This is a genomic window from Sphingopyxis terrae subsp. terrae NBRC 15098, assembly GCF_001598815.1.
Classification (GTDB): domain Bacteria; phylum Pseudomonadota; class Alphaproteobacteria; order Sphingomonadales; family Sphingomonadaceae; genus Sphingopyxis; species Sphingopyxis terrae.
The window spans coordinates 130,734-156,479 of sequence record NZ_BCZQ01000003.1 but is presented as its reverse complement, the minus strand read 5'-3'; the positions used below and the strand labels follow the sequence as shown (position 1 = coordinate 156,479).

At 66.5% G+C, this 25,746-nt stretch carries 26 protein-coding genes and 1 pseudogene; 13 read left to right on the top strand and 14 right to left on the bottom strand.

From position 1 onward, the window contains the following. The first annotated feature begins 76 nt into the window (after positions 1 to 76). Entirely contained in the window at positions 77 to 544 is a 468-nt protein-coding gene (locus STE01S_RS00835) for a hemerythrin domain-containing protein (RefSeq protein ID WP_062764043.1), read from the top strand. Between the two features lie 9 nt (positions 545 to 553). Here STE01S_RS00835 and STE01S_RS00830 read toward each other — a convergent pair whose 3' ends face one another. Next, positions 554 to 2,194, bottom strand: a complete 1,641-nt coding sequence (locus tag STE01S_RS00830) for a ShlB/FhaC/HecB family hemolysin secretion/activation protein (protein ID WP_120694122.1) — start codon at positions 2,192 to 2,194, stop codon at positions 554 to 556. An 8-nt stretch (positions 2,195 to 2,202) separates the two neighbouring features. Further along, the gene (locus STE01S_RS20210; protein ID WP_162928172.1) at positions 2,203 to 3,135 is read right to left on the bottom strand and encodes a hypothetical protein; all 933 of its coding nucleotides are present in this window, start codon (positions 3,133 to 3,135) and stop codon (positions 2,203 to 2,205) included. A gap of 322 nt (positions 3,136 to 3,457) precedes the next feature. On the opposite strand from STE01S_RS20210, the gene STE01S_RS00820 reads away from it, so the two are divergent. Further along, positions 3,458 to 3,727, top strand: coding sequence for a DUF3297 family protein (locus STE01S_RS00820; protein ID WP_003040709.1), 270 nt, complete (start codon positions 3,458 to 3,460; stop codon positions 3,725 to 3,727). Positions 3,728 to 3,837: 110 nt separating this feature from the next. Here the strand turns inward: STE01S_RS00820 and STE01S_RS00815 are convergent, their stop codons facing one another. From STE01S_RS00815 to STE01S_RS00805, 3 genes are all read right to left on the bottom strand, one after another. Next, on the bottom strand, positions 3,838 to 4,401 hold the full coding sequence (locus tag STE01S_RS00815) for a CHAP domain-containing protein (RefSeq protein ID WP_062764037.1): 564 nt from the start codon (positions 4,399 to 4,401) through the stop codon (positions 3,838 to 3,840). Positions 4,402 to 4,622: 221 nt separating this feature from the next. Next, a complete protein-coding gene (locus STE01S_RS00810; protein WP_062764035.1) occupies positions 4,623 to 6,977 on the bottom strand; it encodes a putative bifunctional diguanylate cyclase/phosphodiesterase in 2,355 nt (784 codons plus the stop codon). Positions 6,978 to 7,083: 106 nt separating this feature from the next. Beyond that, positions 7,084 to 8,835, bottom strand: a complete 1,752-nt coding sequence (locus tag STE01S_RS00805; RefSeq protein ID WP_003040702.1) for a fatty acyl-AMP ligase — start codon at positions 8,833 to 8,835, stop codon at positions 7,084 to 7,086. A 182-nt stretch (positions 8,836 to 9,017) separates the two neighbouring features. On the opposite strand from STE01S_RS00805, the gene STE01S_RS00800 reads away from it, so the two are divergent. From STE01S_RS00800 to STE01S_RS20730, 4 genes and pseudogenes are all read left to right on the top strand, one after another. Beyond that, positions 9,018 to 9,590, top strand: coding sequence for a regulatory protein RecX (locus tag STE01S_RS00800; RefSeq protein ID WP_058813159.1), 573 nt, complete (start codon positions 9,018 to 9,020; stop codon positions 9,588 to 9,590). Between the two features lie 83 nt (positions 9,591 to 9,673). Further along, on the top strand, positions 9,674 to 10,129 hold the full coding sequence (locus tag STE01S_RS00795) for a DUF192 domain-containing protein (RefSeq protein ID WP_062764033.1): 456 nt from the start codon (positions 9,674 to 9,676) through the stop codon (positions 10,127 to 10,129). Positions 10,130 to 10,211: 82 nt separating this feature from the next. Further along, positions 10,212 to 10,598, top strand: coding sequence for an NADH:ubiquinone oxidoreductase subunit NDUFA12 (locus STE01S_RS00790; protein ID WP_003040693.1), 387 nt, complete (start codon positions 10,212 to 10,214; stop codon positions 10,596 to 10,598). 170 nt (positions 10,599 to 10,768) lie between these two features. Then, positions 10,769 to 11,005 (top strand): annotated as a pseudogene (locus STE01S_RS20730) (DUF2155 domain-containing protein); the annotation flags it as partial. A gap of 35 nt (positions 11,006 to 11,040) precedes the next feature. Here the strand turns inward: STE01S_RS20730 and aat are convergent. Together aat and STE01S_RS00780 are read right to left on the bottom strand one after the other, a co-directional pair. Beyond that, positions 11,041 to 11,814 carry a leucyl/phenylalanyl-tRNA--protein transferase gene (gene aat / locus STE01S_RS00785; protein WP_218016967.1) on the bottom strand — a complete coding sequence of 258 codons (774 nt, stop codon included), beginning with the start codon at positions 11,812 to 11,814 and terminating at the stop codon, positions 11,041 to 11,043. Next, a complete protein-coding gene (locus STE01S_RS00780) occupies positions 11,811 to 12,653 on the bottom strand; it encodes a class I SAM-dependent methyltransferase (protein WP_062764031.1) in 843 nt (280 codons plus the stop codon). Before STE01S_RS00780 ends, aat begins: the two co-directional genes overlap by 4 nt. 55 nt (positions 12,654 to 12,708) lie before the next feature. Between STE01S_RS00780 and STE01S_RS00775 the strand changes: the two genes are divergently transcribed. Further along, the gene (locus STE01S_RS00775; protein WP_003040682.1) at positions 12,709 to 12,894 is read left to right on the top strand and encodes a hypothetical protein; all 186 of its coding nucleotides are present in this window, start codon (positions 12,709 to 12,711) and stop codon (positions 12,892 to 12,894) included. A 26-nt stretch (positions 12,895 to 12,920) separates the two neighbouring features. On the opposite strand, the gene STE01S_RS00770 is transcribed toward STE01S_RS00775, so the two are convergent. Continuing rightward, on the bottom strand, positions 12,921 to 14,414 hold the full coding sequence (locus STE01S_RS00770; protein WP_003040680.1) for a CpaF family protein: 1,494 nt from the start codon (positions 14,412 to 14,414) through the stop codon (positions 12,921 to 12,923). Between the two features lie 179 nt (positions 14,415 to 14,593). Between STE01S_RS00770 and STE01S_RS00765 the strand changes: the two genes are divergently transcribed. After that, the gene (locus STE01S_RS00765) at positions 14,594 to 16,903 is read left to right on the top strand and encodes a patatin-like protein (protein ID WP_040589202.1); all 2,310 of its coding nucleotides are present in this window, start codon (positions 14,594 to 14,596) and stop codon (positions 16,901 to 16,903) included. Between the two features lie 30 nt (positions 16,904 to 16,933). On the opposite strand, the gene dnaJ is transcribed toward STE01S_RS00765, so the two are convergent. Together dnaJ and dnaK are read right to left on the bottom strand one after the other, a co-directional pair. Continuing rightward, positions 16,934 to 18,070, bottom strand: a complete 1,137-nt coding sequence (gene dnaJ, locus STE01S_RS00760; RefSeq protein ID WP_003040677.1) for a molecular chaperone DnaJ — start codon at positions 18,068 to 18,070, stop codon at positions 16,934 to 16,936. 59 nt (positions 18,071 to 18,129) lie between these two features. Then, positions 18,130 to 20,034 carry a molecular chaperone DnaK gene (gene dnaK, locus STE01S_RS00755; RefSeq protein ID WP_003040675.1) on the bottom strand — a complete coding sequence of 635 codons (1,905 nt, stop codon included), beginning with the start codon at positions 20,032 to 20,034 and terminating at the stop codon, positions 18,130 to 18,132. Between the two features lie 163 nt (positions 20,035 to 20,197). On the opposite strand from dnaK, the gene STE01S_RS00750 reads away from it, so the two are divergent. Beyond that, the gene (locus tag STE01S_RS00750) at positions 20,198 to 20,749 is read left to right on the top strand and encodes a copper chaperone PCu(A)C (protein ID WP_062764029.1); all 552 of its coding nucleotides are present in this window, start codon (positions 20,198 to 20,200) and stop codon (positions 20,747 to 20,749) included. 6 nt (positions 20,750 to 20,755) lie between these two features. Further along, positions 20,756 to 21,238 (top strand): hypothetical protein, encoded by a 483-nt coding sequence (locus STE01S_RS00745; protein WP_062764027.1) that lies wholly within the window; start codon positions 20,756 to 20,758, stop codon positions 21,236 to 21,238. 15 nt (positions 21,239 to 21,253) lie between these two features. Here STE01S_RS00745 and STE01S_RS00740 read toward each other — a convergent pair whose 3' ends face one another. The 3 genes from STE01S_RS00740 to rplU all read right to left on the bottom strand — a co-directional run bounded on the left by STE01S_RS00740 (position 21,254) and on the right by rplU (position 22,889). Beyond that, positions 21,254 to 21,850: a GNAT family N-acetyltransferase gene (locus tag STE01S_RS00740; RefSeq protein WP_062764025.1), complete on the bottom strand. Its 597-nt coding sequence runs from the start codon at positions 21,848 to 21,850 to the stop codon at positions 21,254 to 21,256. Positions 21,851 to 22,101: 251 nt separating this feature from the next. Then, entirely contained in the window at positions 22,102 to 22,371 is a 270-nt protein-coding gene (gene rpmA, locus STE01S_RS00735; protein ID WP_003040665.1) for a 50S ribosomal protein L27, read from the bottom strand. 47 nt (positions 22,372 to 22,418) lie between these two features. Next, positions 22,419 to 22,889 (bottom strand): 50S ribosomal protein L21, encoded by a 471-nt coding sequence (rplU, locus tag STE01S_RS00730; RefSeq protein WP_062764023.1) that lies wholly within the window; start codon positions 22,887 to 22,889, stop codon positions 22,419 to 22,421. Positions 22,890 to 23,115: 226 nt separating this feature from the next. Here rplU and STE01S_RS00725 point away from each other — a divergent pair, with 226 nt between their 5' ends. After that, a complete protein-coding gene (locus STE01S_RS00725; protein WP_062764021.1) occupies positions 23,116 to 23,631 on the top strand; it encodes a hypothetical protein in 516 nt (171 codons plus the stop codon). 1 nt (position 23,632) lies between these two features. Here STE01S_RS00725 and pspF read toward each other — a convergent pair whose 3' ends face one another. Beyond that, entirely contained in the window at positions 23,633 to 24,676 is a 1,044-nt protein-coding gene (gene pspF / locus STE01S_RS00720; RefSeq protein WP_062764019.1) for a phage shock protein operon transcriptional activator, read from the bottom strand. A gap of 176 nt (positions 24,677 to 24,852) precedes the next feature. Here pspF and STE01S_RS20205 point away from each other — a divergent pair, with 176 nt between their 5' ends. Both STE01S_RS20205 and pspA read left to right on the top strand, forming a co-directional pair. Continuing rightward, positions 24,853 to 24,993 (top strand): hypothetical protein, encoded by a 141-nt coding sequence (locus STE01S_RS20205; protein ID WP_156000919.1) that lies wholly within the window; start codon positions 24,853 to 24,855, stop codon positions 24,991 to 24,993. Between the two features lie 84 nt (positions 24,994 to 25,077). After that, positions 25,078 to 25,740 carry a phage shock protein PspA gene (pspA, locus tag STE01S_RS00710; protein WP_003040658.1) on the top strand — a complete coding sequence of 221 codons (663 nt, stop codon included), beginning with the start codon at positions 25,078 to 25,080 and terminating at the stop codon, positions 25,738 to 25,740. Positions 25,741 to 25,746: the final 6 nt, after the last annotated feature.

The following is a 25,746-nucleotide window of genomic DNA, read 5'->3' as shown; positions in this document are numbered from 1 at the left end:
CGAGCGTGCTTAACGCTCTTTTCAGCATGCGGCGTTATGCGGGCAAGTGAGGGACCGCTCGACTGGAGGGTGGTTCATGCCTTTGACGCAGGAAATGCGCCGATTGCGCGCCGAACATGCGGCGCTCGTCACCCTGTCGGGCTTCATGATCGAATTTGTCGCAGGCCGGCGCCCGCCGCGGCCGACCGAATTGGCCGCGGTGCGCGGGATGTTTCGCGACACGCTGGTGCGCCATCTGAAGTGCGAGGATTGGGCGCTCTATCCGCGGTTGCAGACGAAGGGCGAGCCGGTGCTGGCCGAGCTTGCCGCGCGCTTCATCGACGAGATGGGCCATATCGCCGAGGCGTTCGAGGCCTATGACAGCTATTGGACCCAATTGCGCGTCGAGGCCGACTGGCCGGGCTTCTGCGCCGAAACGCGCGCGATCCTGACCGCGCTGGGCGACCGGATCGCGCGCGAGGAAAGCGAGCTTTATCCGGTCGCCGAAACGCTGTTCAAGGCCGAGGCACCGCCACCTCGCGAGCGCGGGCGCCGTACCGCCTGAGAGCGCCGGTCAGGGGCGGATCGAGACTTTCCAGGCGAGCGCGACGCGCCAGCCCTGATCGAAGCCGGGGGCGGGCTGGTTCCACGCATCGGCGAACTCGACCCCGATCGTCGCATTGTCGCGGTACGACAGGCGCACCCCGCCGCCCCAGCTTCCCAGATCGAACCGGCTGCGCGGGGTCGCGGGGCGCGCGAGCAGCGTCACATCGGCATAGTCGGCGAAGGCATAGACCTCGCTCTTCGCGAGCGCGCCCTTTGCCAGCGGGCGCAGTGCCAGCTCGCCGAAGCCTGCATAGCCGCGGTCGCCGCTGACCAGCCCGTCGTCGAAGGCGCGCCCGAAGCTGGCGCCGCCCACGCTGAAGCGCTGTGCCGCGGGTAGGCGGTCGCGCGTCCAGCGTCCGGTGGCGGCGGCGCGCAGCACGACGCGCTTGCCGATCGCCTGATTCGCCTCGACCGCCGCGTCGGCATAGAGAAAGTCCGCTTCCCCCACCGCCGGATCGACGCGCGCGCCCGCGATGTCGAGGCCGCGCGAGACGCCGATGCGGGCGCCGACCACGCTGCGGTCCTCGGTCAGGCGAAAGGCCAGCGCGCCGCTCGCGGTCCAGCTCTTCTCCGCCGCGATCGTGGTGCCGAACAGGGCGTTGCGCGAATCGAGATAGTCGAGCCGCCCCGACAGCGTCAGCGTGCGCCGCGTGCTGCGGATCAGCGGGTGGGTCACCGCCAGCCCGCCGCTCCACGCCTTGCCGTCGATGGCGAGCGCACGCGGCCGGGTGCGCAGCGCCGCGACCGACAGCTCGGCGCGCGTGCCCGCGGCGCCCAGCGGCGTGGAATGGCGCGCGGTGATATAGAGCAGCGATTTGAAATCGACCGCCGCCGCGCCGCCGAGCTGACTCTCGTCGCCGCTGCGCAGGAGGCTGTAGCCGCGCGCCGTCGCCTCGACGATGCCGTCGCGGACATAGGGGCTCGACCGCGTCGTGAAGCCGACGCCGAGCGTCGGGCGGCTGGCGTCGACCGCCAGATCGAGCGCCACCGCGCCGGGGCTGTCGCCGAGCGCCAGCGTCGGGGTGACCTTGGTGCCCGGGATGTCGGCGATATTGCCGAGCGCGCGTTCGAACCGGGCGCGCGGCAATGGGGCTTGCCCCGGCAGCGGTGCGGCCATGCGCGCGATCAGCGGGGCGGGGCCGCCCTGCGCATCGCCGCTGATCGTCACGCGGCTTATATGCCCCTCGGCCGAGGCGACGATGACGACGCCGTCCGCAAAATCCTGTTCGGGGATGACGAGGGTGAACAGCGCGACGCTCGACCGGTTGTAGGCGCGCGTCATCGCGGCGGCGAGGCGCTTCAGATTTTCGGTCGAGGCGGGGCGGCCGATATAGGGCTCGGCCGCCTTGGCGACGTTGGCGGGGACCCCGGCCCCGATGAAGCGGACCTTGCGGATCGCGATGTCGGGGCGGCCCTGCGGCGCGGTGCGTGCCGGCGAGGGTGGTGCGACGTCAGGATCGGGGAGGGGGAAAGGCCGGTCGCTGGTCGGGGATAGCGGCGGGCGCCCCGGTTCGAGCGGGGTCGCGGACGGTTGGGCGGCGGACGCCGCGGCGGGCAGGAGCATCGCTGCTGCCAACGCCGCGGCGCCGCACCGGTTCGGGCTCCGCATGATCGCGATCAATCCCCGCGCGGCGGCTTCAACCCGCCAAGGAGGCCGCCGACGCCCTGGGTGACGCCCGAGATCAGACCGCCCTTTTCGGTGCCTGAACCTCCGGCCTGACCGCCTGCCTGACCGACTACGCCGCCGACGGTGGTGCCGACCGTGCTGGTCAGTGTGCCGACCAGATTGCCCGCCCCGCTGCCCGGTGTGGCGGTTCCCGGCACCGCGCCGCCAAGGCCGCCGAGCAGATTGCCGCTGCCGCCGGGTTGCAGCGTCACGAGGTTGCCGTTCGACCCGACCCCGACGGTCAACAGCGATCCATTGGTCTGGCCGGGCGACAGGATGCTCGCCCCGATCAGCGGTGAAGCGCCGGGCGACCCGATCGCGGTTGCCTTGCCGATCGTGGCGGTGACAAGTTCGCCGGGCGCGGCGGCAAGGCCGTCGAGCAGATATTGCTGGCCGTTGCCCGTTTGGACGAGCGCGACGCCGGTGCTCTTGACCACGCCGACGACCGTGCCGACGAGGTTGGTGCCGCCGGGCAATTTGCTGTCGACCGCATTGGCGAGGAGCAGCGTCTTGTCGGCGACGACATTGACGAGGCCGCCCGATTTGACGAGCACGCCGCCGATCACCGGATTGACGTTCGCAGGGTCGCCGGTGTTGGCAAGCAGGCCGGTGCCCGCGATACCGCCCGGCCCGACCAGACCGCCGACAGCCAGCGCGCCCGCATCGCCAAGGCCGAGCGCGCTGCCGGCGGGGCCGGCGGGGCCAGCGGGGCCTTGCGGTCCGGCGGGCCCTTCGGGGCCTTGCGGACCGGCAGCGCCGGTCGGTCCGGCCGGGCCGACTGCGCCGACGCGGTAGCTTCCCGACGATTCGCAGGCGCCGAGCACCAGGCAGACGGGCAGGGCGATGAGCAAGGAAATACGACGATCAAGACGCGTTGAAACCATGGATTTTCTCCTCCACGCGTGGATCTGGTCCCTGCCCAAAAGACGCGGTCTTCCCGAAGAAAGTTTCGTCTTTTCTTATGGTTAATTCGGATATCGGCGCGCCCGTGGCCGTGTGAACGCCGCAAATCCGTGCCCTTCGGCCGGTTCCGGAAATATCGGGCATTAACCCTCTATTTCGCGACGGGGCGTTGCGCGCGCGGCGCGGGGCAGCGCTTCTGTTCCGCTATGGCACGCAAGGCGGAGCAGCATGGCAAGGCGCAGCGGCGCTTGATTTGCGAGGCTGGCTCGCCTAGCGGCAGCGGCCAGAAAACGGAGATTTCAGATGACCGATACGCCCCCCGACCGCCTGTCGACCAACCCCCGCTCGCCGCATTTCGACATGGAGGTGCTGCAACGCGGCATCGGCATCCGGTTCAAGGGCCAGGAACGCACCGATGTCGAGGAATATTCGATCTCGGAAGGCTGGATCCGCGTCGCGGCGGGCAAGTCGAAGGACCGTTTCGGCCAGCCGATGACGATCAAGCTGTCGGGCCCGGTCGAAGCCTGGTTCGAAGATGCCGGGGCCGAGAGCGACGACGCGTCGGACGACTGATCGGCCTTTCGCCATTGCAAGCGCAGCGAAGCAATCTCCAGATCGACAGCCGGAGATTGCTTCGCTGCGCTCGCAATGACGATTAGCGGTTAGACTTTGCTCAGTTCAACTCAGCGCAGCGAAGCGGCGACGACGTCGAGGCCGTTGCCCGGCTTCCAATTGTTGCTCGCCCACACCGGTGCGTCGAAGGTCGAGCTGTCGGGCGCGCTGTCGCTGTCGGGATAGATGAAGCCCTGCACCGGATTGGCGCGCAGGCCGAGATCGCCGATCGGCGCATACCAGACGCGCACCGCGCTCCAATCGCCAGCGTCGCTGACGTCGACGACGCGGACGTTGCGCTCGATCTGGCCGCGGCGGCCGTTGATCGGCGACCAATTGGCATGGTCGATCAGGATTTCGCGGTCGCTGATGACCTTTTTCACGACGGCGACATGGCCCAGCGGCATGCCGCGGGTCGCGGCGAATGCCATGACGGCACCCTTCCGGGGTTCGTGGCCGCGCTTATATTCACCGGCCGCCTGCGACCACCAGGTCTTGGCATTACCGCGGATTTCGACACCCGATTCCGAACGGGCGAAGGGGACGCACTGGAGATAGCTCTGCGCGGCGGCAGGAAGGCTGAAGAGCAGCGAAGCACACAGCGCAAATGCACCCAGAAAGCGGCGATGAAGCATGAAAGGCGACCCCCCATTGGCTTGTCTTCAAGCGTTGCAGCGTCTCTGCCACAGGCTTTCGCAACCACCACCCATCTAGCGGTGAGTTGCGCCGTTGGTGCGGTGGGTGGGGGAACCTTTTGTTAAGCTGTGCAATTCGTCGCTCAGGCTCTTCGCTTCGTCGCCGAACGGGCGTTTCGGCGCCGCGGCGGACCGATGCGGAAGCGGTGAACAGAGGGCGGTCAGGCCGCTGCGGTCGCGATCGATTCGGGCGGCCGGAACAGCGTCAGCACGTCGGTTGCCGGCATCGGACGGCCATAATAATAGCCCTGGATATTGCTGCACCCGAGCGTGCGTAGCGTGTCGACCTCGACCTCGGTTTCGGCGCCTTCTGCGGTCGTCGACATGCCGAGGCTGTCGGCGAGTGCGACGACGGCGCGGATGATCGCGATCGATTCGATGCTGCCCTTTGCGGCGCCGACGACGAAGCTGCGGTCGACCTTGATGGTCGAGAATTGCGTCTTGCGCAGATAGCCGAGCGACGAATAGCCGGTGCCGAAATCGTCGAGCGACAGCCGGACGCCGAGGCCGATGAGTTGGTCGAGCAGCTGCGCTGCGCCGCCGCCGTCGCGCAGAAAGACGCTTTCGGTCACTTCGATCTCGAGCCGCTGCGGAGGCAGGCCGCTCTGCGCGAGCGCGGAGACGACAACCGAGGCGAAATTGGGATCGGTGAGCTGTTCGGCCGACACGTTGATCGCGACCTTCAGATTAGACGGCCAGCGCATCGTCTCGGCGCAGGCGGTGCGCAGCACCCATTCGCCGATCGGGCCGATCAGGCGGCTGTCCTCGGCCAGCGGAATGAAGCGGCCGGGCGATACGCTGCCGAGTTTCTGGTTGGTCCAGCGGATCAGGGCCTCAAAGCCGTTGAGCGTGCCATCCTCGGCGGTGACGACGGGCTGGTAGTAAAGTTCGAACTCCTTGCGATCGAGCGCGCCGCGCAATTCCTGCTCCATCACGCGCCGTTCCTCGGCCTGGGCGTGGAGCGAGGCGACATAGGCGGCGACGACATTGCCGCCCTTGTCCTTCGACTTGTAGAGTGCGAGGTCGGCGTTGCGGGTCAGCGTTTCGACCGTATTGCCGTCCTGCGGCCCGATCGCATAGCCGACGCTGGCGCCGACGAAGAGCTGGTGATTATCGACCACATAGGGCCGGCTGATCGTCGCGATGATCCGCCGCGCCAGATCCTCGATCTCCTTGGACGAGACGATATTGTGAAGCACGACCGCGAATTCGTCGCCGCCCAGGCGGCCGCAGGTCATGCCCTGTTCCATCATGCTCTTGAGCCGCGCGGCGACCTGGGCGAGCAATTTGTCGCCGACCGGATGGCCGAGCGTATCGTTCACCGCCTTGAAGCGATCGAGGTCGATCATCATCATTGCGCAGCGTGATTTCGCCTCGAGCGCGTGGGTCAGTGCGCGCGCCAGGTCTTCGTGCAGGCTCAGCCGGTTGGGCAGGCCGGTCAGATTGTCGAAGCGCGCCATCTTGGCGATCTGTTCGGCGGTGGCATGTTGTTCGGTGACGTCCGATCCGACGCCGCGGAAGCCGAGGAACTTGCCGCTCTCGTCGAGGCGCGGCGATGCCGACAATTCCCACCAGCGGCGCTTGCCGGCGATCGTCACGGGGACGATCAGGTTCGAAAAGCTTTCGCGCCGCTTCATCCGTTCGGCCATGTCGTGCAGTGCCTTGGGAAAGGTCGCGCTTTCCCATGCGTCGCCCGACAGCGCCTGAAGCAGCGGAATGCCTTCGAGCGCCTCGGCGCTGCCGCCGAGCGCATAGGCAAGGCGCGGCGATACATGGACCAGCCGGCGCGAATTGTCGGTCTGCCACAGCCAGTCGGCCGAGGTGTCCTCGAACTCGCGCAGCAGCAGGCTGACCGTCTCGGACTTTTCGTGCAGCACCGTTTCGGCGCGGCGGATACGGATGTGCGTCTGCGCAAACCGGAGGCAGAAGGTAGCGAGGAGCAGCCCCGCGACCATCGTCACCCCGGTCAGCTGCGGCGCGCCGGCCGCCGCGGTCGCGAGCGAGGCCGAAAGCGTGACGGGCGCGATATAGAGAATACAGGTCAGCGGCATGCTGTGCGCGACCATCGTCAGCGCGAGCATCAGCAGCAGCGCGATCGTCCACAACGAAAGGACGTGGTCGAGCGTCGGCGTCAGCCCTTGCAACCAGAAGGCGCCGCCCCAGAGCAGCGCCGAATACAGCGCATGGCGATGACAGAGGCGAAACTCGGCCGCGGTCGCGAATTTGGGATCGTCGAGCGGCAACCTGTCGAAGGTGCGGAACGACCATATCGAAAAGGCGAGCGTGACGAGGAGCCAGCCGACGACGACCGGCCACGCCGTTTCCATCATCATGGTGAACCCCGCGACCAGCGCCATGCCCCCGTTGAGGAGGAGGCGCAGTGCGCCCCGGCCGCGCAGCGGCGCGATCTGGAGCTGGCGCAGGTCGCCGACCGCTTCGTCCTGCCGGGTCAGGCCCAACAGGGTACGCAGCGGAAGATCATCGTCCGAAATCTGGTCGCTAAACAGGCTTTTCACGCCGCTTGCATAGCGAAAGCGGGTTACTCGAAAGTAACCGCGCGCTTCGCTTCGTCGCATTTTCTGTACCGAAGCGGAACAGAATTGGCGCTGCGCACCGTTCGGCTCAGGCGGCGATCCGGAAGGGCTGGATCTCGCCCGCCAGATATTGCGCGCGCGCCTTCGAGCGGCTGAGCTTGCCCGAGCTGGTACGCGGCAGCGTGCGCGGCGGAATCAGCTCGACGAGGCAGTTCATGCCGGTGATCGCGCGGACCCGGTCGCGGATCGTTTCGTGCAGCGCCGCGCGTTCCTTCTCGTCGCTGGTGCGGCACTGGACGAGCACCGCCGGCGTCTCTTCACCGCCCGGCGTGGTGATCGCGAAGGCGGCGATGTCGCCCGACTTGAAGCCCGGCAATTGTTCGACCGCCCATTCGATATCCTGCGGCCAGTGATTCTTGCCGTTGATGATGATCATGTCCTTGGCGCGGCCGACGATATAGATGTAACCATCTGACAGATAACCCATATCGCCGGTATCGAGCCAGCCGTCCTTCATGCAGGCGGCGGTCGATTCGGGATCGCGATAATATCCGGTCATCAGCGACGGGCCAGTGCACCACACCTTGCCGACGGTCTGGTCGGGAAGGATATTGCCGTCCTCGTCGCGAACCTCGATCGTCATGTCGCGCACAGCGCGGCCGCAGTTGACGATCGCGCGGTAGCGGGTCGGGCGTCCCGCGTCGCCGCTGGCCCCCGACAATTCGGTTTCCTCGACCAGTTCGACAACGATCCCTTCGCCGGGGGGCATGATGCTGACCGCCAGCGTCGCTTCGGCCAGGCCGTAGCTCGGCAGAAAGGCGCTCGCCTTGAAACCGGCGTCGGCGAAGGCATCGACGAAGCTCTGCATGACGTCGGGGCGGATCATGTCGGCGCCGTTGCCGGCGACGCGCCAGCGCGACAGGTCGAAACGGTCGGCGACATGCGTCTGACTGGAAATACGGCGCGCGCAGATGTCGTAGCCGAAGGTCGGCGAATAGCTGAGCGTCGTGCCGCTGTTCCGGCTGATGAGATCGAGCCAGGCGAGCGGACGGCGGGCGAAATCCTCGGTTTTGAGATAGTCCACCGACACCTGATTGGCGACCGGCGACAGGAAACAGCCGACGAGGCCCATGTCGTGATACCAGGGCAGCCATGAAATGCAGCGGTCGCTGTCGCGCAATTCCATGCCGTGCGCATGCGCCGCGAGATTGTTGAGCAGCGCCGCATGGGTGACGGCGACGCCGTGCGGGAAGCGCGTCGAGCCGCTGCTATATTGCAGATAGCAGGTTTCGTCGGGCTTCTGTTCGGGCAGATCGACGACAGGCGCGGGGCGCGCCGCAAATTCGCTCCAGTCCATCGGCTGGACGCCGCGCTGTTCGGCGGCTTCGGTGGCCATGGCGGCGATTTCGGGCGGGAAGAACAGCATCTTGGGGTCGCAGCTCGTGAGCTGGACGACAAGCTGTCCGACATAGGAATCGCGCCCGCCGAAGCTGGTCGGCAGCGGCAGCGGCACCGGCCAGGCGCCGGCATAGATGGTGCCGAAGAACAGCGCGGCAAATTCGGCGCCGGTTTCGGCGACCAGCGCGATGCGGTCGCCGGGCTGTACCCCCGCCGCCACGAGGCGATAGGCGGCCTCGAGCGCATCGGCCTTGAGCTCGCTATAGGGATAGGGGCGGATCAGGCGCCCGCGCGGATCATGAAAATTGAGCCCGCGCGTACCCGCGGCGGCATAGTCGAGCGCTTCGCCGACGGTGGCGAAGTTCGAAAAGCGGCGCGGCTGGGCGCATTCGGTCGGGGTGGGGACAAGCGCCTCCACCGCAGGAGCGGAATTTTCGGTCATAAGGGGTGTCGAATCCCGGGAAACGGGGGATGCGGCAACAAGCATGTCATCTTCCGGTGCCATGATGAGCGTGCGCGATCCCTGACTGTTTGAACATAATCGCCCATTTTTCCGGGCTTTCCGCCGGGCATAGGGGCTCTGATCGTTCTCAATCGGACCCGACTGTGGCATAAACATGGCATATGGCCAACCGCCGCACTCCGTCCGACCGAAGCAAAAAGCCGCTCGACGCATCGCGACTCGACGAATTGGCGCTCGCCTATGTGGCGCGATTCGCGACCAGCCGGGCGAAATTGCTGCGCTATCTGGGGCGCAAGCTGCGCGAGGCCGAATGGACCGATGCCGCCGATCCGCGCGCCGCTTGCGACGCGATCGCCGACCGCATGGAGCGGCTGCGCTACCTTGACGACCGGCAATATGCCGCGATGCGCGGCGCCGCGATGACGCGGCGCGGGCTGGGCGCGCGGCGCGTGCGCGCGCAGCTTTTCGTCGACGGCATCGACGAAGCCGACGCGGGCGAAGCGATCGACGCCGCCGAGGGCGCGGCGGTGGCTTCGGCCGTCGGATTTGCGCGCCGCCGCCGCTTCGGTCCGTTCGCGCGCCAGCCGCTCGACGATCCCGCGCAGCGCGAGCGCCAGGTGGCCGCCTTCGCGCGCGCCGGCCATTCGCCCGCGCTCGCGCGGCGCATCCTCGCTGTCCCGCCGGGGGACGCAGCGGCGCTGGCCGCGCTGGACGCCGAGGCGGCGCTCGATTAGGCAGCGGCGCTGAACGTCCGGCACCCCGAGGTCGGCGACAAGACGGCGACCAGAAAGTCGACAAGGAGATGCCGATGCGAGCCATGCTGACCGCCCTCACCCTGGCGCTCGCGCTGCCCGTCGCGGGCTGCGACAAGGGCGCCGAGGCCGAAGCCGGCGCCGAGGCGACAGTGCCGCTGACCATCGCAATGGCGGGCACCACCCACCGCTTTCGCGTCGAGGTCGCGCGAACCGAGGCCGAACAGGAAAAGGGACTGATGTTCCGCACGTCGCTGCCCGCCGATGGCGGCATGCTGTTTCCGTTCGCCAAGCCGAAGATCGCCAATTTCTGGATGAAGAACACGCTGATCCCGCTCGACATGATCTTCGTGCGCGCCGACGGCAGCATCGACCGGATCGCCGAAAACGCCATCCCCGAATCGCTCGATCCCGTCGTCAGCGGCGGCCAAGTAGCGGCGGTGCTCGAACTGGCGGGCGGCACCGCCGCGAAGCTGGGGATCGACGAAAGCGCCAAGGTGACGTGGCAGGACGCAAAGTAGCGGTAGGGCAGGCGGTAATGGCGCCGCTTTTCGCCAAAGACCGCTTGCGAAGCCCGCACGCTTGCCTGTAAACGCCACCGCCATGAGCATCTTGGGCAAGATTTTCACCTGGTGGGACGGCGCGACCGTCGGCACACTGCTGAGCAGCTGGAAAAATGGCGAGCAGGTCGGCGAGGACGGCCTTGGCAACCGCTATTTCCGGTCGCGCGACGGCAAGCGCCGCTGGGTACTCTACAAGGGGTCGAACGACGCGAGCCGCGTGCCGCCCGAATGGCATGGCTGGCTGCACGGCACCTTCGACGAACTGCCGTCCGACGTGCTGCCCGCGCCGCGCCCCTGGCTCGCCGAGCCGACTGCAAATCTGACCGGCAGCCTGGGTGCCTATCGCCCCGCCGGCGCGCTCGAACGCGGCGGGCATCGCGCCGCCGCGACCGGCGATTACGAGGCCTGGCGGCCCGGCGCCGACTGAGCGCCGTGGCGACGCCGCTTTTCCGTTCCGCGCTGATCGCGCTGCTCGCGGCGACGACGCTGGCCGGCTGCGATCGCGGCAACCAGACCAAGACGACGAGCAACATCCCGCAGATCGCCAAGTCCGAAACCGTGCCGCAGGAAGTCGGCGGGATCGAAGGCGCGACCCCGATGGCCGAACGCGTGGCGGTGCTGGGCCTGCTCAACAAGCGCAACGGGCTGGTGCAGGATCTGACGATGAAGCCGGGCGATACCGCACGCGTCGGCCGCGCGATCGTTCGCCTGCGCGCCTGCGAACAGACGGCGCCGTGGGAAGATCCCCCCGAAACCGGCGCCTTCGTGCAATTGTCGGTGCAGGATCAGCGCGACAATAAATGGTATCGCGTCTTTTCGGGCTGGGTGTTCAAGGAACGCCCCGAGCGCAATGTGATCCAGCACCCGATCTATGATGTCTTCGTCAAAAGCTGTGCGATGACATATCCGGGCGGCGAACCCGTCGCGCGCTCCGCGCCCAAGCCAGCGTCGGCGCCCAAGGCATCGAGCGCCGACCAGTCGCCTGCCGGGAATGGCGGCGAGGGTACCCCGGCTCCGGCCGCTCCCGCGGCGGCGCCCAAGGCCGCATCGCCGGCCCCCGACAGCACCGAATAAAGCCGCGCGAGATAGGCGGCCTGGGGCATTTCGATCGCGCCCAGGCTGGCGAGGTGCGGCGTCATGAACTGGCAATCGAGCAGCTCGAAGGCCCCGGCCCTGAGCCGCGCGACGAGATGCGCGAGCGCGATTTTCGAGGCATCGCGCATCCGGCTGACCATCGATTCGCCGAAAAAGGCGCGCCCCAGCGACACGCCATAGAGGCCGCCGACCAGTTCCCCGTCGTGCCAGCATTCGACGCTATGGGCATGGCCCATGCGGAACAATCGTTCGTAGCTCGCGCGGATCACCGGGTTGATCCACGTCGTCGGCCGGTCGTCGGCGGCTTCGGCGCACAGCGCCATCATCGCGGGAAAGGCGGTGTCGGTGGTGACGCGGAAACGGTCGGCGAGCAGCAGCTTGCGCAGGCTGCGCGACAGGTGAAAGCCATCGAGCGGCAGGATCGCGCGCAGCCGCGGTTCGACCCAATGGACCGACGGGTCGTCCGCCCCGTCGGCCATCGGGAATATCCCCTGCGCATAGGCGCTGAGCAGCAGCGCGGGGTCGATCGTTTCGAGCGGCTTGCTCAGCTTGCTGGCTTCACGAACTTCAGCGTCATGCGGTCCGATTCGCCGATCGCGACATATTTTTCGCGGTCGACATCCTTGTTGGTCAGCGTCGGCGGCAGGCTCCACACGCCTTTTTCATAATCGTGCGTGTCCCGGGGGTTGGCGTTGACCTCGCTTTCGCCCGCCAGCTTGAATCCGGCGGCTTCGGCAAAGGCGACGATCGACGAGCGCTTCATATAGCCGCTCTTTTCCTCGAGCGCCGAATCCATCGCCTCGGGCAGGCGGTGATCGACGACGCCCAGCACGCCGCCGGGCTTCAGCATCGCATAGATTTGCTGGAAGGCTTCGGCGGTCTTGTCCATGCCGCCGAAGCGCCAGTTGTGGACGTTGCGAAAGGTCAGCACGACATCGGCGCTGCCGTCGGGAACCTTGGGCCCGGCGCCGGTCGCGGGAAATTCGGCGAGCTTGACCGCGCCATAGGCGTCGGGCTTGGCCTCCTGCCATTTGCGGACTGTGTTCAGCCCGCGCTCCCACGGCGCCGCGGCGTAGAGCGTGCCGCCACCGCTTTGGGTCAGCGGCGCCAGAATCTCGGTATACCAGCCGCCGCCCGGCCACAGCTCGACGACCGTATCGCCCGGCTTCACGCCGAAGAAGGCCAGCGTTTCGGTGGGATGGCGCGCCGCGTCGCGCGCGACATTGGCGGGCGTGCGGGTCGGCGCCGCCACCGCTGCGGCGATCGCGCCCTCGGGCGCGGCACCGTGCGCGCCATGATCGCCATGTCCGGCGTGCGGATCAGCCATCGCGAACGCCGGAGCGGTGGCGGCAAGAAGAGCGGTTGCAATAATCGGAAGCGAACGCATATCGGCACCTCGTCACTGGGGGGAAGATCCCCTGTTTGCGAAGGGTTGAGCGTCAATGCAAGTGTCGATGCTGTCGGTGAGCGTAACTGCGGCGATCCTGTTCGGTGTCGCCGAACTCGCCGAGTGGCGCCGCCGCAATCGCCGCGACGTCGACAAGGTCGGTTTCATGCCGTGGCGCGGCATCGCGCTGGTGAGCGTGGCGGTCGCGATCGTGGCGGCGGCGCTGGCGCTCAAGCCCTAAGCGCTGCCTCCCCCCGCAGGCGGGTCTTACAGGCACGCCTCGAGGTAGGGCTGATCGAAGCCGTACTGGCGCGCCTTTTCCAGCGTATAGGGACGCAGGCCCATCGAGCGATATTCGCCGATGATCTTTCCGTCCTTGTCCTCGTCCAAATATTCGAACTTGAACAATTCCTGGGTGACGATGACGTCGCCTTCCATGCCGATGACCTCGGTGACGTTGGTGACGCGGCGCGAGCCATCGCGCAGGCGCTTGATCTGGACGATCAGGTCGACCGAGTCGGCGATCTGTTTCGAGATCGCTTCCTTCGGAATCTTGATGTCGCCCATCAGCACCATATTTTCCATACGGCCGAGGCATTCGCGCGGGCTGTTCGAGTGCAGCGTACACATCGACCCGTCGTGACCGGTGTTCATCGCGGCGAGGAGGTCGAAACACTCCGCGCCGCGGACTTCGCCCATGATGATGCGGTCGGGACGCATACGCAGGGCGTTCTTGACGAGGTCGCCCATGTGAATGGCGCCATTGCCTTCAAGGTTTGCGGGGCGCGTTTCGAGCGGCAGCCAGTGCGGCTGCTGCAGCCGCAATTCGGCGGCGTCCTCGATGGTCAGCACGCGCTCGCCGGGGTCGATCATCTTGGAGAGGGCGTTGAGCATCGTCGTCTTACCCGAACCCGTACCGCCCGAGATAACGATGTTGAACCGGCTCGCGCCTGCGATCTTCAGCGCGGTGCACATCTTCTGGCTCATGGCGCCCCACTGACAGAGCATGTCGAGCGTGATCGGCTTGGCCGAGAATTTACGAATCGAGATCGCGGTGCCGCGAAGCGAGAGCGGCGGCACGATCACGTTGACGCGGCTGCCGTCCTTCAGACGGGCGTCGGCGAGCGGGGTTGTCTGGTCAACGCGGCGGCCGACCTGATTGCAGATGCGCTGGGCGATCTGGAAAAGATGCTGTTCGTCGCGGAACTGGATCGGCGCGATGACGAGCTGGCCCTTGCGCTCGACATAGGTCTGATACGGCCCGTTGACCATGATGTCGCTGATGTCGGGGTCGGAGAGCAGCTCTTCGAGCGGGCCGAAGCCGAGCAATTCGTCGACGAGCACCTTTTCGAGCGCGAATTGCTCGCGGCGGTTGAGCGTGATGCGCAGCTCGGCCAGCACTTCGAGGATGATCGGGCGGAATTCCTCGGTCAGCTCGTCCTTCGACAGCGTCGCCGCGGCCTCGGGATCGACGCGTTCGAGCAGGCGCGGCAGCACCTGTTCCTTGATCTTGTGGACGCTGGCTTCGAAACCCTGCGCCTTTTCGGGCTCCATCGCCTCGGCGGTCGACCGCTGGTTCAGCCGCTCCATCGCCTCCATTTCTGGGCTCAGGTTCGACGGCGGCGGGGGTGCCTCGGCGGCCGGCGTGTCGATTGCAGGAAATTGCGCGCCGCCAGCCATGCCGGGGCCAGCCTGCATCGGCTTGGCCACGCCAAAGGCGGGGCGGCCTGCGGTTCCGGGACGGCGTCCGAATGCACTCATCGCTTCTTCCTGCTTCGAATCTACAGACTGGGAAATCGGCCACTTTTGATGGCCAAACCCCCATTCGACACGGTGAATAAATCGGAAACTTTGATATTGTCCTAATGCGCCGCCCGGCTTTTCGGGAACCGACCGGCAAGGGGTGACGCGGCGTGCGGAAGCGCGCTATCAGGTCGCCGATGCGCGAGAAGGAATTACGCTTTGCCCTGATCTGCTACGGCGGCATCAGCCTTGCCGTCTACATGCACGGCATCACCAAGGAAGTGTGGCGGCTCGCGGCGGCGTCGCGCACCTTTCATGACGAGGCGGAACCGGCGGCGGTCGATGCCTATGGCGAATTGCTGGTCGCGCTCGCGGCGCGCAGCGGGATCAAGCTGCGCGTCCTTGCCGACATCATCGCGGGCGCCAGCGCGGGCGGCATCAACGGCATTTTCCTCGCGCGGGCGATGGCGACCGGCCAGTCGCTCGACCCGCTCACCGAATTATGGCTCGACGATGCCGATGTCGACCGGCTGATCGACCCCGATGCGCGGCCGTTGTCGGCGGCAACCAAATTCTGGGCGGTGCCGATCGCCGGCTGGGCGATGAAGCGGCGCGGCAATGTCATCGACCGCACGGTGGGCGAGGGCGCGCAGGACGAGGTGCGCGCCAAGCTGTCGCGCTTCGTGCGCGCGCGCTGGTTCGAACCGCCCTTCGGCGGACAGATTTTCTCCGGCCTGCTGCTCGATGCCTTCGATGCGATGGCGTCGGGGCCGCAGGGGCGGCCGCTGCTGCCGGCGGGTCAGCCGGTCGACCTGTTCGTGTCGGTGACCGACTATGCGGGGCACAGCATGCCGCTCGCGCTCAACAGTCCGCCGCGCGTGACCGAGCAGGAACACCGGCTGATCATGCATTTCCGGCAGGACGGCCGCGCGGGCAAGCGGCTCGACGACGTCCCCGGCCTCGCCGCCGCGGCGCGCGCGACCGCCAGCTTTCCCGGCGCCTTTCCGCCCTTTACGCTGCGCGAACTCGACAGCGTGCTCGAAAAGCGCGGCATCGCCTGGCCGGCGCGCGCCGATTTCGTCCGCGTCCAGCTTCCGACCGGAAGCGAGGCCGATCCCTCCGACCGGGTGCTCATCGACGGGTCGGTGCTCGCCAACGCGCCGTTCCGTCCGGCGATCGCGGCGCTCAAGCAGCGGCCGGCGCGGCGCGAGATCGACCGGCGCTTCGTCTATATCGATCCCAAGCCCGATTATCGCTCGATCAGCTTCGGCAAGCCGGGCGAGGCAGGCGAGGGCGAAGCGCGCCGTCCGCCGGGCTTTTTTTCGACCATCCTCGGCGCACTGTCCGAAATTCCGCGCGAACAGCCGATCCGCGACAGCGTCGAGGCGATCGAGAATATGTCGCGGCGCATCCGCCGCATGCAGCGCGTCGTCGATGCGATGAAGGTCGAGGTCGAGGAGCAGGTGGCGGCGCTGTTCGGCACGACCTTCTTCCTCAACACCCCGACCCCGGCGCGGCTCGACCGCTGGCGCGCAAAGGCGCAGGCGGAGGCGGCGGCGCGCGCCGGCTTCGCCTATGCACCCTATGGCCACCTAAAGCTGTCGGCGGTGGTCGAGGAGCTGGTCGCGCTGATCGACCGGCTGGCACCGCCAGAGGGCGACATCCATCAGCGCAACCGGCGCGACGCCGTATGGGACGAAATCCGCAGCCGCGGGCTAGACCGCATTTCGGGCAAGCGCGGTTCGGGCGCGAGCACCGACGCGATTGCCTTTTTCCGTACCCACGACCTTGGCTTTCGCATCCGGCGTCTGCGCTTCCTCGCGCGCGAGCTCGACGCCGCGGTCGAGGCAAAGCGCGATGCCCCCGATCCGGCGTGCGAGACGATGCGCGGCGCGATCTACACCGCGCTCGGTCTCTATCTCGAACGCGAGGGCGACCAGTGGCTCGAGCGGCTCGACGTGCCCGTTGACGCCAGCGCGGCGCAGTGGATTGACGCGATCGCCGAACGGCGCGATCTGGTCAGCGTCGATGCCGAAGCCGATATATTGATCGCCGCCGCGCTCGGCAGCCTGCCCAAGGACGACCGGCGCACGATGCTGCTCGCCTATCTCGGCTACCCCTTTTACGACATTGCCACCCTGCCGCTGTTGCAGGGCGAGGGGTTCGACGAATTCGATCCGATCAAGATCGACCGCATCTCGCCGTCGGACGCGACCGCGATCCGCACCGGCGGCGCGGCGTCGATGCTCAAGGGGATCGAGTTCAACAGCTTCGGCGCCTTCTTCAGCCGCGCCTATCGCGAGAATGACTATCTGTGGGGGCGGCTCCACGGTGCCGACCGGCTGATCGACATCGTCGCGTCGAGCGTCGGCGGCGAGGGCGCGCTGCGCACCGACGAGCTGGCGGCGCTCAAGCGCCGGGCCTTCCACGCGATCCTCGATGAAGAGGAACCGCGCCTACCCAAGGTTGCGGCGCTGATTGCCGAATTGCGGGGCGAGATTGGATGACGATGTCAGGATACTGACCCCAGTGACGGTTCAATCCGTCAGATCGTCCCACATTTCCTTGAGCCGTCCGAAAAAGCCCTGACTTGCCGGGCATTCTTCGCCGGTTTCGGTTTCGCGGAACGCCTGGAGCAATTCCTTCTGCTTGGCATTCAGCCGCGTCGGGGTTTCGACGTCGATCTGAACCACCAGGTCCCCGTGGCCGCGACCGTTGAGCACGGGCATCCCGGCGCCACGCTGACGAAGCTGCTTGCCCGACTGGATGCCCGCGGGAATGCTGATGTCATGCTTGCGCCCGTCGAGGCCGGGGATGGTGATGCAGCCGCCGAGCGCGGCGGTGGTGAAGCTGATCGGCGCGCGCGTGAACAGCGTCGTGCCTTCGCGTTCGAACAGCTTGTGCCGCGCCATGTGGAGGAAGATGTAGAGGTCGCCAGCCGCCGCGCCGCGCGCACCGCTTTCGCCTTCGCCCTGCAGGCGGATGCGCGTGCCTTCATCGACGCCGGGCGGGATTTCGACGGTCAGCGTCTTGCGCCGGTCGACACGACCTTCGCCGTGACAGGTGCCGCACGGGTCGGTGATGACCTCGCCCGATCCCTGGCAGTGCGGGCAGGTGCGCTCGACCATGAAAAAGCCCTGCTGCGCGCGGACCTTGCCGTGGCCGTTGCAGGTGGTGCAGCGGTGCGTCGCGGTGCCGGGCTTCGCGCCCGATCCGTCGCAGGCGTCGCAGCGCGCCGCGACATCGACCTGAATCTCGCGGCTGCAGCCTGCAAAGGCGTCTTCGAGCCGGATTTCCATGTCGTAGCGCAGGTCGGCGCCGCGCGCGGGGCCGCGCTGCTGCTGCCGACCGCCGCCGAAAGCCGACCCGAAGATCGATTCGAAAATATCGCCGATGTCGCCGAATTCGGCGCCGCCGCCGAAGCCGCCGCCCGGGCCGCCGCCATTCTGGAACGCCGCCTTGCCGAAGCGGTCGTAGGCTGCGCGCTTTTGCGGATCTTTGAGGCAATCATAGGCTTCGTTGATGGCCTTGAACCGCGCTTCGCTGTCGCCGCACCCCGGATTCTTGTCGGGGTGATATTTCATGGCGAGCTTGCGGTAGCTGGCTTTCAGCGTCGCGTCGTCGGCGCCGCGCTCGCATTCGAGCAGTTCGTAATAATCGATGTCGAGCGACATGGTCTATCGGCCCCCTCTGCCCCGCCGCGCCGGGAAGCGCGACGGGGAGAGTTTCATGCTTACTTCTTGTCGTCTTCGACTTCGGAGAATTCGGCATCGACGACATCGTCGTCGGCCTTCTTCTCGTCAGCATCGGCGGTGGGCGATGCCGCGGCTTGCTGTTCCTTTTCGTAGATCGCCTGGCCCAGCTTCATCGCGACCTGCGCCAGCGCCTGCGCCTTTTCGGTCATCGCGGCGCTGTCGCCGCCTTCGACGGCCGTCTTGGCTTCGGCGATCGCCGCTTCGATTTCCGACTTCAGCCCGGCGTCGATCTTGTCGCCATGTTCGGCGATCTGGCGCTCGGTCGTGTGGATCAGGCTTTCGGCGTTGTTCTTCGCCTCGGCCGCCTCACGGCGCTTCTTGTCCTCTTCGGCGAACTGTTCGGCGTCCTTGACCATCTGGTCGATGTCGGCATCCGAAAGGCCGCCCGAAGCCTGGATCTTGATCTGCTGTTCCTTGCCGGTGCCCTTGTCTTTCGCGCTGACGTTGACGATACCGTTGGCGTCGATGTCGAAGGTCACCTCGATCTGCGGCACGCCGCGCGGCGCCGGCGGGATGCCGACCAGATCGAACTGGCCGAGCATCTTGTTGTCGGCGGCCATTTCGCGCTCGCCCTGAAACACGCGGATCGTCACCGCCGACTGATTGTCGTCGGCGGTCGAATAGACCTGGCTCTTTTTGGTCGGGATCGTCGTGTTGCGGTCGATCATGCGCGTGAACACGCCGCCCAGCGTCTCGATGCCAAGGCTCAGCGGAGTCACGTCGAGCAGCAGCACGTCCTTGACGTCGCCCTGCAGCACGCCCGCCTGGATCGCCGCGCCGATGGCGACGACTTCATCGGGGTTGACGCCGGTGTGCGGTTCCTTGCCGAAGAAATCCTTCACGACTTCGCGCACGCGCGGCATGCGGGTCATGCCGCCAACCAGCACGACTTCGTCGATCTGGCTTGCCGAAACGCCGGCGTCCTTGATCGCCTTCTTGCACGGTTCAAGGGTGCGCTTGATCAGCTCTTCGACCAGCTTTTCCAGGTCGGAGCGGGTGATCGTCTTGACGAGGTGCTTCGGCCCGTTGGCGTCGGCGGTGATGAAGGGCAGGTTGACCTCGGTCGTCGCAGCCGACGACAGTTCGATCTTCGCCTTTTCGGCGGCTTCCTTCAGCCGCTGAAGCGCCAGCTTGTCGCCGCGCAGGTCGATGCCTTCGTCCTTCTTGAAGCCGTCGGCCAGATATTCGACGATCTTGCTGTCGAAATCCTCGCCGCCCAGGAAGGTGTCGCCGTTGGTCGACTTCACCTCGAACACGCCGTCGCCCACTTCGAGCACCGAGATGTCGAAGGTGCCGCCGCCAAGGTCATAGACCGCGATGGTCTTGTTCTCGCTCTTGTCGAGACCATAGGCGAGCGCGGCCGCGGTCGGCTCGTTGATGATACGCAGCACTTCGAGGCCGGCGATCTTGCCGGCGTCCTTGGTCGCCTGGCGCTGCGCGTCGTTGAAGTAAGCCGGAACGGTGATCACCGCCTGCTCGACCTTTTCGCCCAGATAGGCTTCGGCGGTTTCCTTCATCTTCTGAAGGATGAAGGCGCTGATCTGCGACGGCGAATAATCTTCGCCGCCCGCCTTGACCCACGCGTCGCCGTTGGCGCCCTTGACGATGGTATAGGGGACGAGTTCCATGTCCTTCTTGGTCATGGGGTCGTCAAAGCGGCGGCCGATCAGGCGCTTCACCGCAAAAATGGTGTTTTCGGGATTGGTGACGGCCTGGCGCTTTGCCGGCTGGCCGATCAGGCGCTCGCCATCCTTGGCGAAGGCGACGATCGACGGGGTCGTCCGCGTGCCTTCCACATTTTCGATAACCTTGGGCTTGCCGCCTTCCATCACCGCGACACAGCTGTTCGTGGTGCCGAGGTCGATCCCGATCACTTTGGCCATAGTCTCAACGTCCTTATCATTTTCCGGCGCCCTAAAGAGGCACGCCGCACATGGGTTCCCTTGCGGGTTTGATGGGCGCGATATAGGTGCGCTAATCCTTGGCACAAGGGTTTTGACCGCTTACTGTGGATCGAAAATCGACGCATTTCGGGAGTCCCGCATCATGAAGCCTTTCGCCATCGCCGCCCTTGCTGCCAGCGCGCTCGCCCTTACCGGCTGCAACGGCAAAGTCGGCAGCGACCCGCAACTCGCGGTGGTCGCCGGCTATATCCAGATGGGCGCGACCCCCGACAGCCCCGCCGCGGGCTACTTCACGATCAAGGGCGGTCCGCAGGATGTCGAACTGGTCGCCGTGACCGCCGACCTCGCGCAGCGCGTCGAAATGCACGAAAGCGTCAAGGAAAATGGCGTGGTGACGATGAAGCCGCTGACCACTGCGACCGTCCCCGCGAAGGGCGAGCTGGAATTCAAGCCCGGCGGCAAGCATCTGATGATCTGGCACATCAACGGCGCCGCGGTGCGCGCCGGCAAGCTGCCGATGCAGTTCGTCTTCACCAACTATAACAATGACCGCATCCTGTTCGACCTGCCGATCAAGCCGGCGCCGGGCGCGAGCGCCGACGGCAGCGGCGACGCGCCGGCGGGTGCGATGGCCGGGATGGCGCATGGCTCGATGGACCATGGCGCGCCGAGCACGGACGCGGCGAAGAAGTAAGCGCCCGTGGCGCGGCCGTCGCGGCCCCTGACGGCGGGCGAAATTGCGCTGGCGCGGTCGGTCTTCGGCGATGCGATCGCCTATGACCGCGTGCGCATATGCCACCACAAGTGGATATTCTTCCAGCCGCGCCGCGTCGTGATGGCGCCGATGGGGTCGCTGCATTTCCACCCGCACGGTGACTTATACTGCGACGATTTCGCCGCCGCCTCGCGGCCGCTGAAGGGCCTGTTCCTCCACGAAATGACGCATGTGTGGCAGGCGCAGACGCGCGGGCGCTGGTATCTGGTGCTGATGCGCCACCCTTTCGCGAGCTATGGTTACAGCCTGAAACCCGGCTGGCCGCTTGCACGCTACGGGCTCGAACAGCAGGCGGAGATCGTGCGCCATTACTGGCTGCTTACCCAGGGCGCGACGATCGCCGGCGCGCCGGGGGTGGAGGCGTATCGCGCGATCCTGCCGTTCGCGGACGGCGGGGCAGCAGCATAGGCGCCGCGCCGCGCGTCAGGCGGCGATCAGCCGGAACTGTTCGCGAAAATCGGCGTCGCTGTCGATACGGCCGCGCATCGGGGTGACGACATCGCTGCCGTCACCCTCGCCCTCTTCGAACAGCGCACACGCAACGTCTCGGCCGCGCGCGACGCTGTAGCGCTGCGCGATCTGCCCCGTGGGACGGAAGCCCAGCTTGCGCAGCACCGCGCCCGACGCCGGGTTGTCGAGGAAATGCCCCGCGGTCAGCTTCGGCAATTGCATCGCGCGCGCGATCCGGACGAGCTGGCGGCCGGCTTCGGTCGCAAAGCCGAGGCCCCAATAGGGGCGGGCGATCCAATAGCCCATTTCGAGCGGCCCTTCGGGGCTCGGCGCGATGCCGCAGCCGCCGACGAGGCGCGGGGCGCCGCCGGTGCGCGCGAAGATCAGAAAACGCGGCTGATCGGGATCGCTTGGCAGGCTCAGGAAGGCCTGCGCTTCTTCCTCGCCATAGGGCCAGGGCGCGCGCGACAAGTTCCGCACCACCGCTTCCTCGCCGATTGCCCGGGCGAGTGCGGGGGCATCTTCGAGCCAGCCGGGCCGTAGCAACAGTCTTTCGGTACGCGCAAACATTTTCGTCACTCCCATTTGCCTGTCGCCGTGGCGCCAGATGGTGACGCTTTGACGACAGTCGATATGCGAGGGAGATGGATGGCCCTGTTTTCGCGCCGGAAATTCAAAGGGACCGGGTTGGTCCGGATTCCGGGCAAGAAAAAAGGGAGACCGGGGGGCGACCCGTCTCCCTCTTTTCGAACTTTGTTCCCGCTTGGGCGGAAAGGACCGTTCCGGGTCGTCCCTTGGTGGACGACCCTGGAAGATCGTCCTTATTCGGCGGCTTCCGCCATGGCGTCGACCGACACATATTTGCGGCCAAGCTTGCCATCGTGGAATCGGACGCGGCCGTCCGCGGTCGCGAACAGCGTGTGGTCCTTGCCGATGCCGACGTTGACGCCCGGGTACACTTTGGTGCCGCGCTGGCGCACGATGATGTTGCCACCGATCACTTCCTGACCGCCGAACTTCTTCACGCCAAGGCGCTTGGCCTGCGAGTCGCGACCGTTGCGCGACGAACCGCCTGCTTTCTTATGTGCCATGACCTAAACTCCTTGTTTCGTTCTTCAGCCGAGCCGCGTGATCGCGCTCAGGCGTCCTTCTTGGGGGCTGCCTTCTTGGCAGCGGGCTTCTTTTCGGCGGCAGCTTCGGCCTTGGGTGCAGCGGCCTTCTTCGGCGCAGCAGCCTTCTTTTCGGGCGCGGGCGCAGCGGCGGCTCCTTCGGCCTTCGGCGCGGCTTCCTTCTTCGGAGCGGCCTTCTTGGCTTCGCCGATGGCGGTGATGCGCAGCAGCGTCAGCGACTGACGGTGGCCGTTGCGGCGGCGATAATTGTGCCGGCGGCGCTTCTTGAAGACGATGACCTTTTCGCCGCGGGTCTGGGCGATGATCTCGGCCGAAACGGTCAGACCCTTCGCATCCTTCACCTCGCCGCCGTCACCGGCCAGCAGAACGTCACCCAGCGACACGGTGTCACCGGCTGCGCCTTCGATCTTCTCGACGGCGATCTTGTCTCCAGCGGCGACGCGATACTGCTTGCCGCCCGTGCGCACGATTGCGAACATGGTCTTCCATCCAATCAGAAACTAAAACACCCGCGCTCCCGGTCAGCCGCCGAAGCGACCGATTTTTCCGGCATGCGGGAAAGTCAGCGCCACTAGCGGCGAACGGCGATGCTGTCAACCGCATATTTCCGCGCTTTTCATCGCGAAAGGGGCGGTTCGGGGCGCGCGGCGCCGCTCCTCCGATTCGGCTTGCTGCGATGCGTCTGCGCCCATATCAGGGACGGCGATGAAGCCAATCCTTGCAATCCTGCCGCTGATGGCCGCAATCCCGCTGTCGGCCTGCGCCGCTGCGCAGGGCGGCGACTATCCTTCGCTCGCGAAGCGCCCGGTCGAGGGACGTTTCGACGTTGCGCCGCCGTCGGTCGTCGTGCCGCCGCCGGGGCCGCTTCCGACCGATCTGGCCGGGCGGCTGGCGCGCTGGGAATCGGACGCGGTGGGCGCGCAGCAAGCCTTCGCCCGCGAACGGACGCCGACCGAGGCCGCCGTCACCGCAGCGGGCGGCGCGGCGATTTCCAGCGAAAACTGGGTCGTAGCGCAGCAGGCGATCTCGCGCCTTCAGGCAACGCGCGCGCCGCTGACCGACGCGCTTGCCGACATCGACCGCCTCTATCTTGAACGCAGCATCGCCGAATCGGTCGACGGGCTGCCCGAAATCTATGCGCTGCGCGACAAGCTTGCGGCAATGCTGGCCGCGCAGGACGATGTCCTGACCACGCTCGAGCGGCGGCTGCCGGGGCAATAGCTCAGTTGTTGAGCCCGTGCTTTTTCAGTGCGTGGCGGATCTGGTCATAGCTCAGACCCAGCGCTTCGGCGGCGACCTTCTGGTTGAAGCGGCAGCGCGCCATCGTGTCCGACAGGATTTGCCGTTCATAGGCATCGACCGCCGCGCGCAGATCGCTGACGGCGCCGCCGGTGGGCGGGGCCGGGGTTGCCATTGCACTCTCGTCACCGGGCGCAGCCGGGGCAGGGGGCGCCGCGTCGGCCTTCGCCTGCGTCTTGCGCACTGCGGGCTGCCACGGGCTGGCGAAGGGGTCGAAGCTCAGCGCGTCGACCGGACGCGTCGGGTCGGCCCAGCGATAGATGGCGCGTTCGATGACGTTGCGGAGTTCGCGGACATTGCCCGGCCAGTCGTGGCCCTCCATCGCCGCGAGCGCGCGCGGGCCGAAACCCGGCCATTCGTCCCAGCCGAGCACCGCGGCCATGCGCTGTCCGAAATAGGTGGCGAGCACCTCGATATCGCCTTCGCGCGCGCGCAACGGGGGCAGGGTGATGACCTCGAACGACAGCCGGTCGAGCAGGTCGGCGCGAAAGCGGTTGTCATCGACCAGCGCGGGCAGATGCTCGTTGGTCGCGGCGACGATACGAACGTCGACGCGGATCGGACGCGACGAACCGACGCGCGTCACCTCGCCATATTCGACCGCGCGGAGCAGCCGTTCCTGCGCACCCATCGACATGGTCGCGAGCTCGTCGAGGAACAAGGTGCCGCCGTCGGCTTCCTCGAAGCGCCCTGCGCGCGTCTTCGTCGCGCCAGTGAATGCCCCCGCCTCGTGCCCGAACAATTCGCTCTCGATCAGCGTCTCGGGCATCGCGGCGCAGTTCATGATCACATAGGGCCGGTCCCACCGCGCCGACAGGCGGTGCAGACGTTCGGCGATCAGTTCCTTGCCGGTGCCGCGCTCGCCGATCACCAGCACCGGGCGGTCAAGCGTCGCCGCCTGGCTCGCGCGTTCGACCGCGTCCTGAAAGGCGACCGACTGGCCGATGAACTGCGTTTCGCGCTCCATTCCCAATCATTGGCAAAATTTCCCGCTGATTGGCAAGTCATTTTGTGCGAACGGGGCGATTCCGTGTGAAGTTAGGCGCTTTTCCGCCGCTTTCGGCAATTGGCACGCCTCCTGCACAGATATTTGCGAACCGGCGCAGAAAGCTCCGGTGCAGCGAAAAACAGGAAGGAACGATCATGAAGACGCTGTTTGCCCAGACTGCCACTTTCGCGCTCAGCGCGGTCGGTGCGCTGGCCATCCTTGTCGGGGTGATCGATCATCCGCAGGTCGTTTACGACGTCGCTGCTGCAACCCCGGCGGTCAGCCTCGTGGCCTGACCGAAAACTGGTGCCGGGGCACTCTCCCCCCTTGCCCCGCCCCGGCACCAGCCATTTTCGACGAATTTCGACAGGAGTTTAGACATGGGTATTTTTTCACGAACCCGCGACATCATCGCCGCCAACGTCACCGATCTGCTTGACCGGGCCGAAGATCCCGAAAAGATGATCCGCCAGATCATCTTCGAGATGAACGAAACCCTCGTCGAAGTCCGCGCCTCGGCCGCCCGCACCATCGCCGACCAGAAGGAAATGCGTCGCCACATCGCGAAGCTCGAAAGCCTTCAGGACAGCTGGAAGGAAAAGGCCGAACTGGCGCTGTCGAAGGATCGCGAAGACCTGGCCACCGCCGCGCTGGTCGAAAAGCAGAAGGCCGGCGACATGGCTGAAAAGCTGAAGGCCGAAATCGCCGTGCTCGACGATGCGCTCAAGGGCTATGAAGCCGACATCACCAAGCTGCAGAAGAAGCTCAGCGAAGCGCGCGCGCGTCAGTCGAGCGTCGTCAATCGCCTCGAAAGCGCCGAAAACCGCTATCGTCTGCGCGAAATGACCAATGGCGACCGCGTCCAGGATGCCTTCTCGCGCTTCGAAACGCTCGAACGCCGCGTCGACGAAGCCGAAGGCCGTGCCGACGCGCTGGGCCTCGGCTACAAGAAGTCGCTCGACGAAGAAATCGCCGAGCTGCAGGCGGCCGACAAGGTTGCCGACGAACTCGCCGCGCTGAAAGCCGCGCAGGGCAAGAACTAAGGAGCC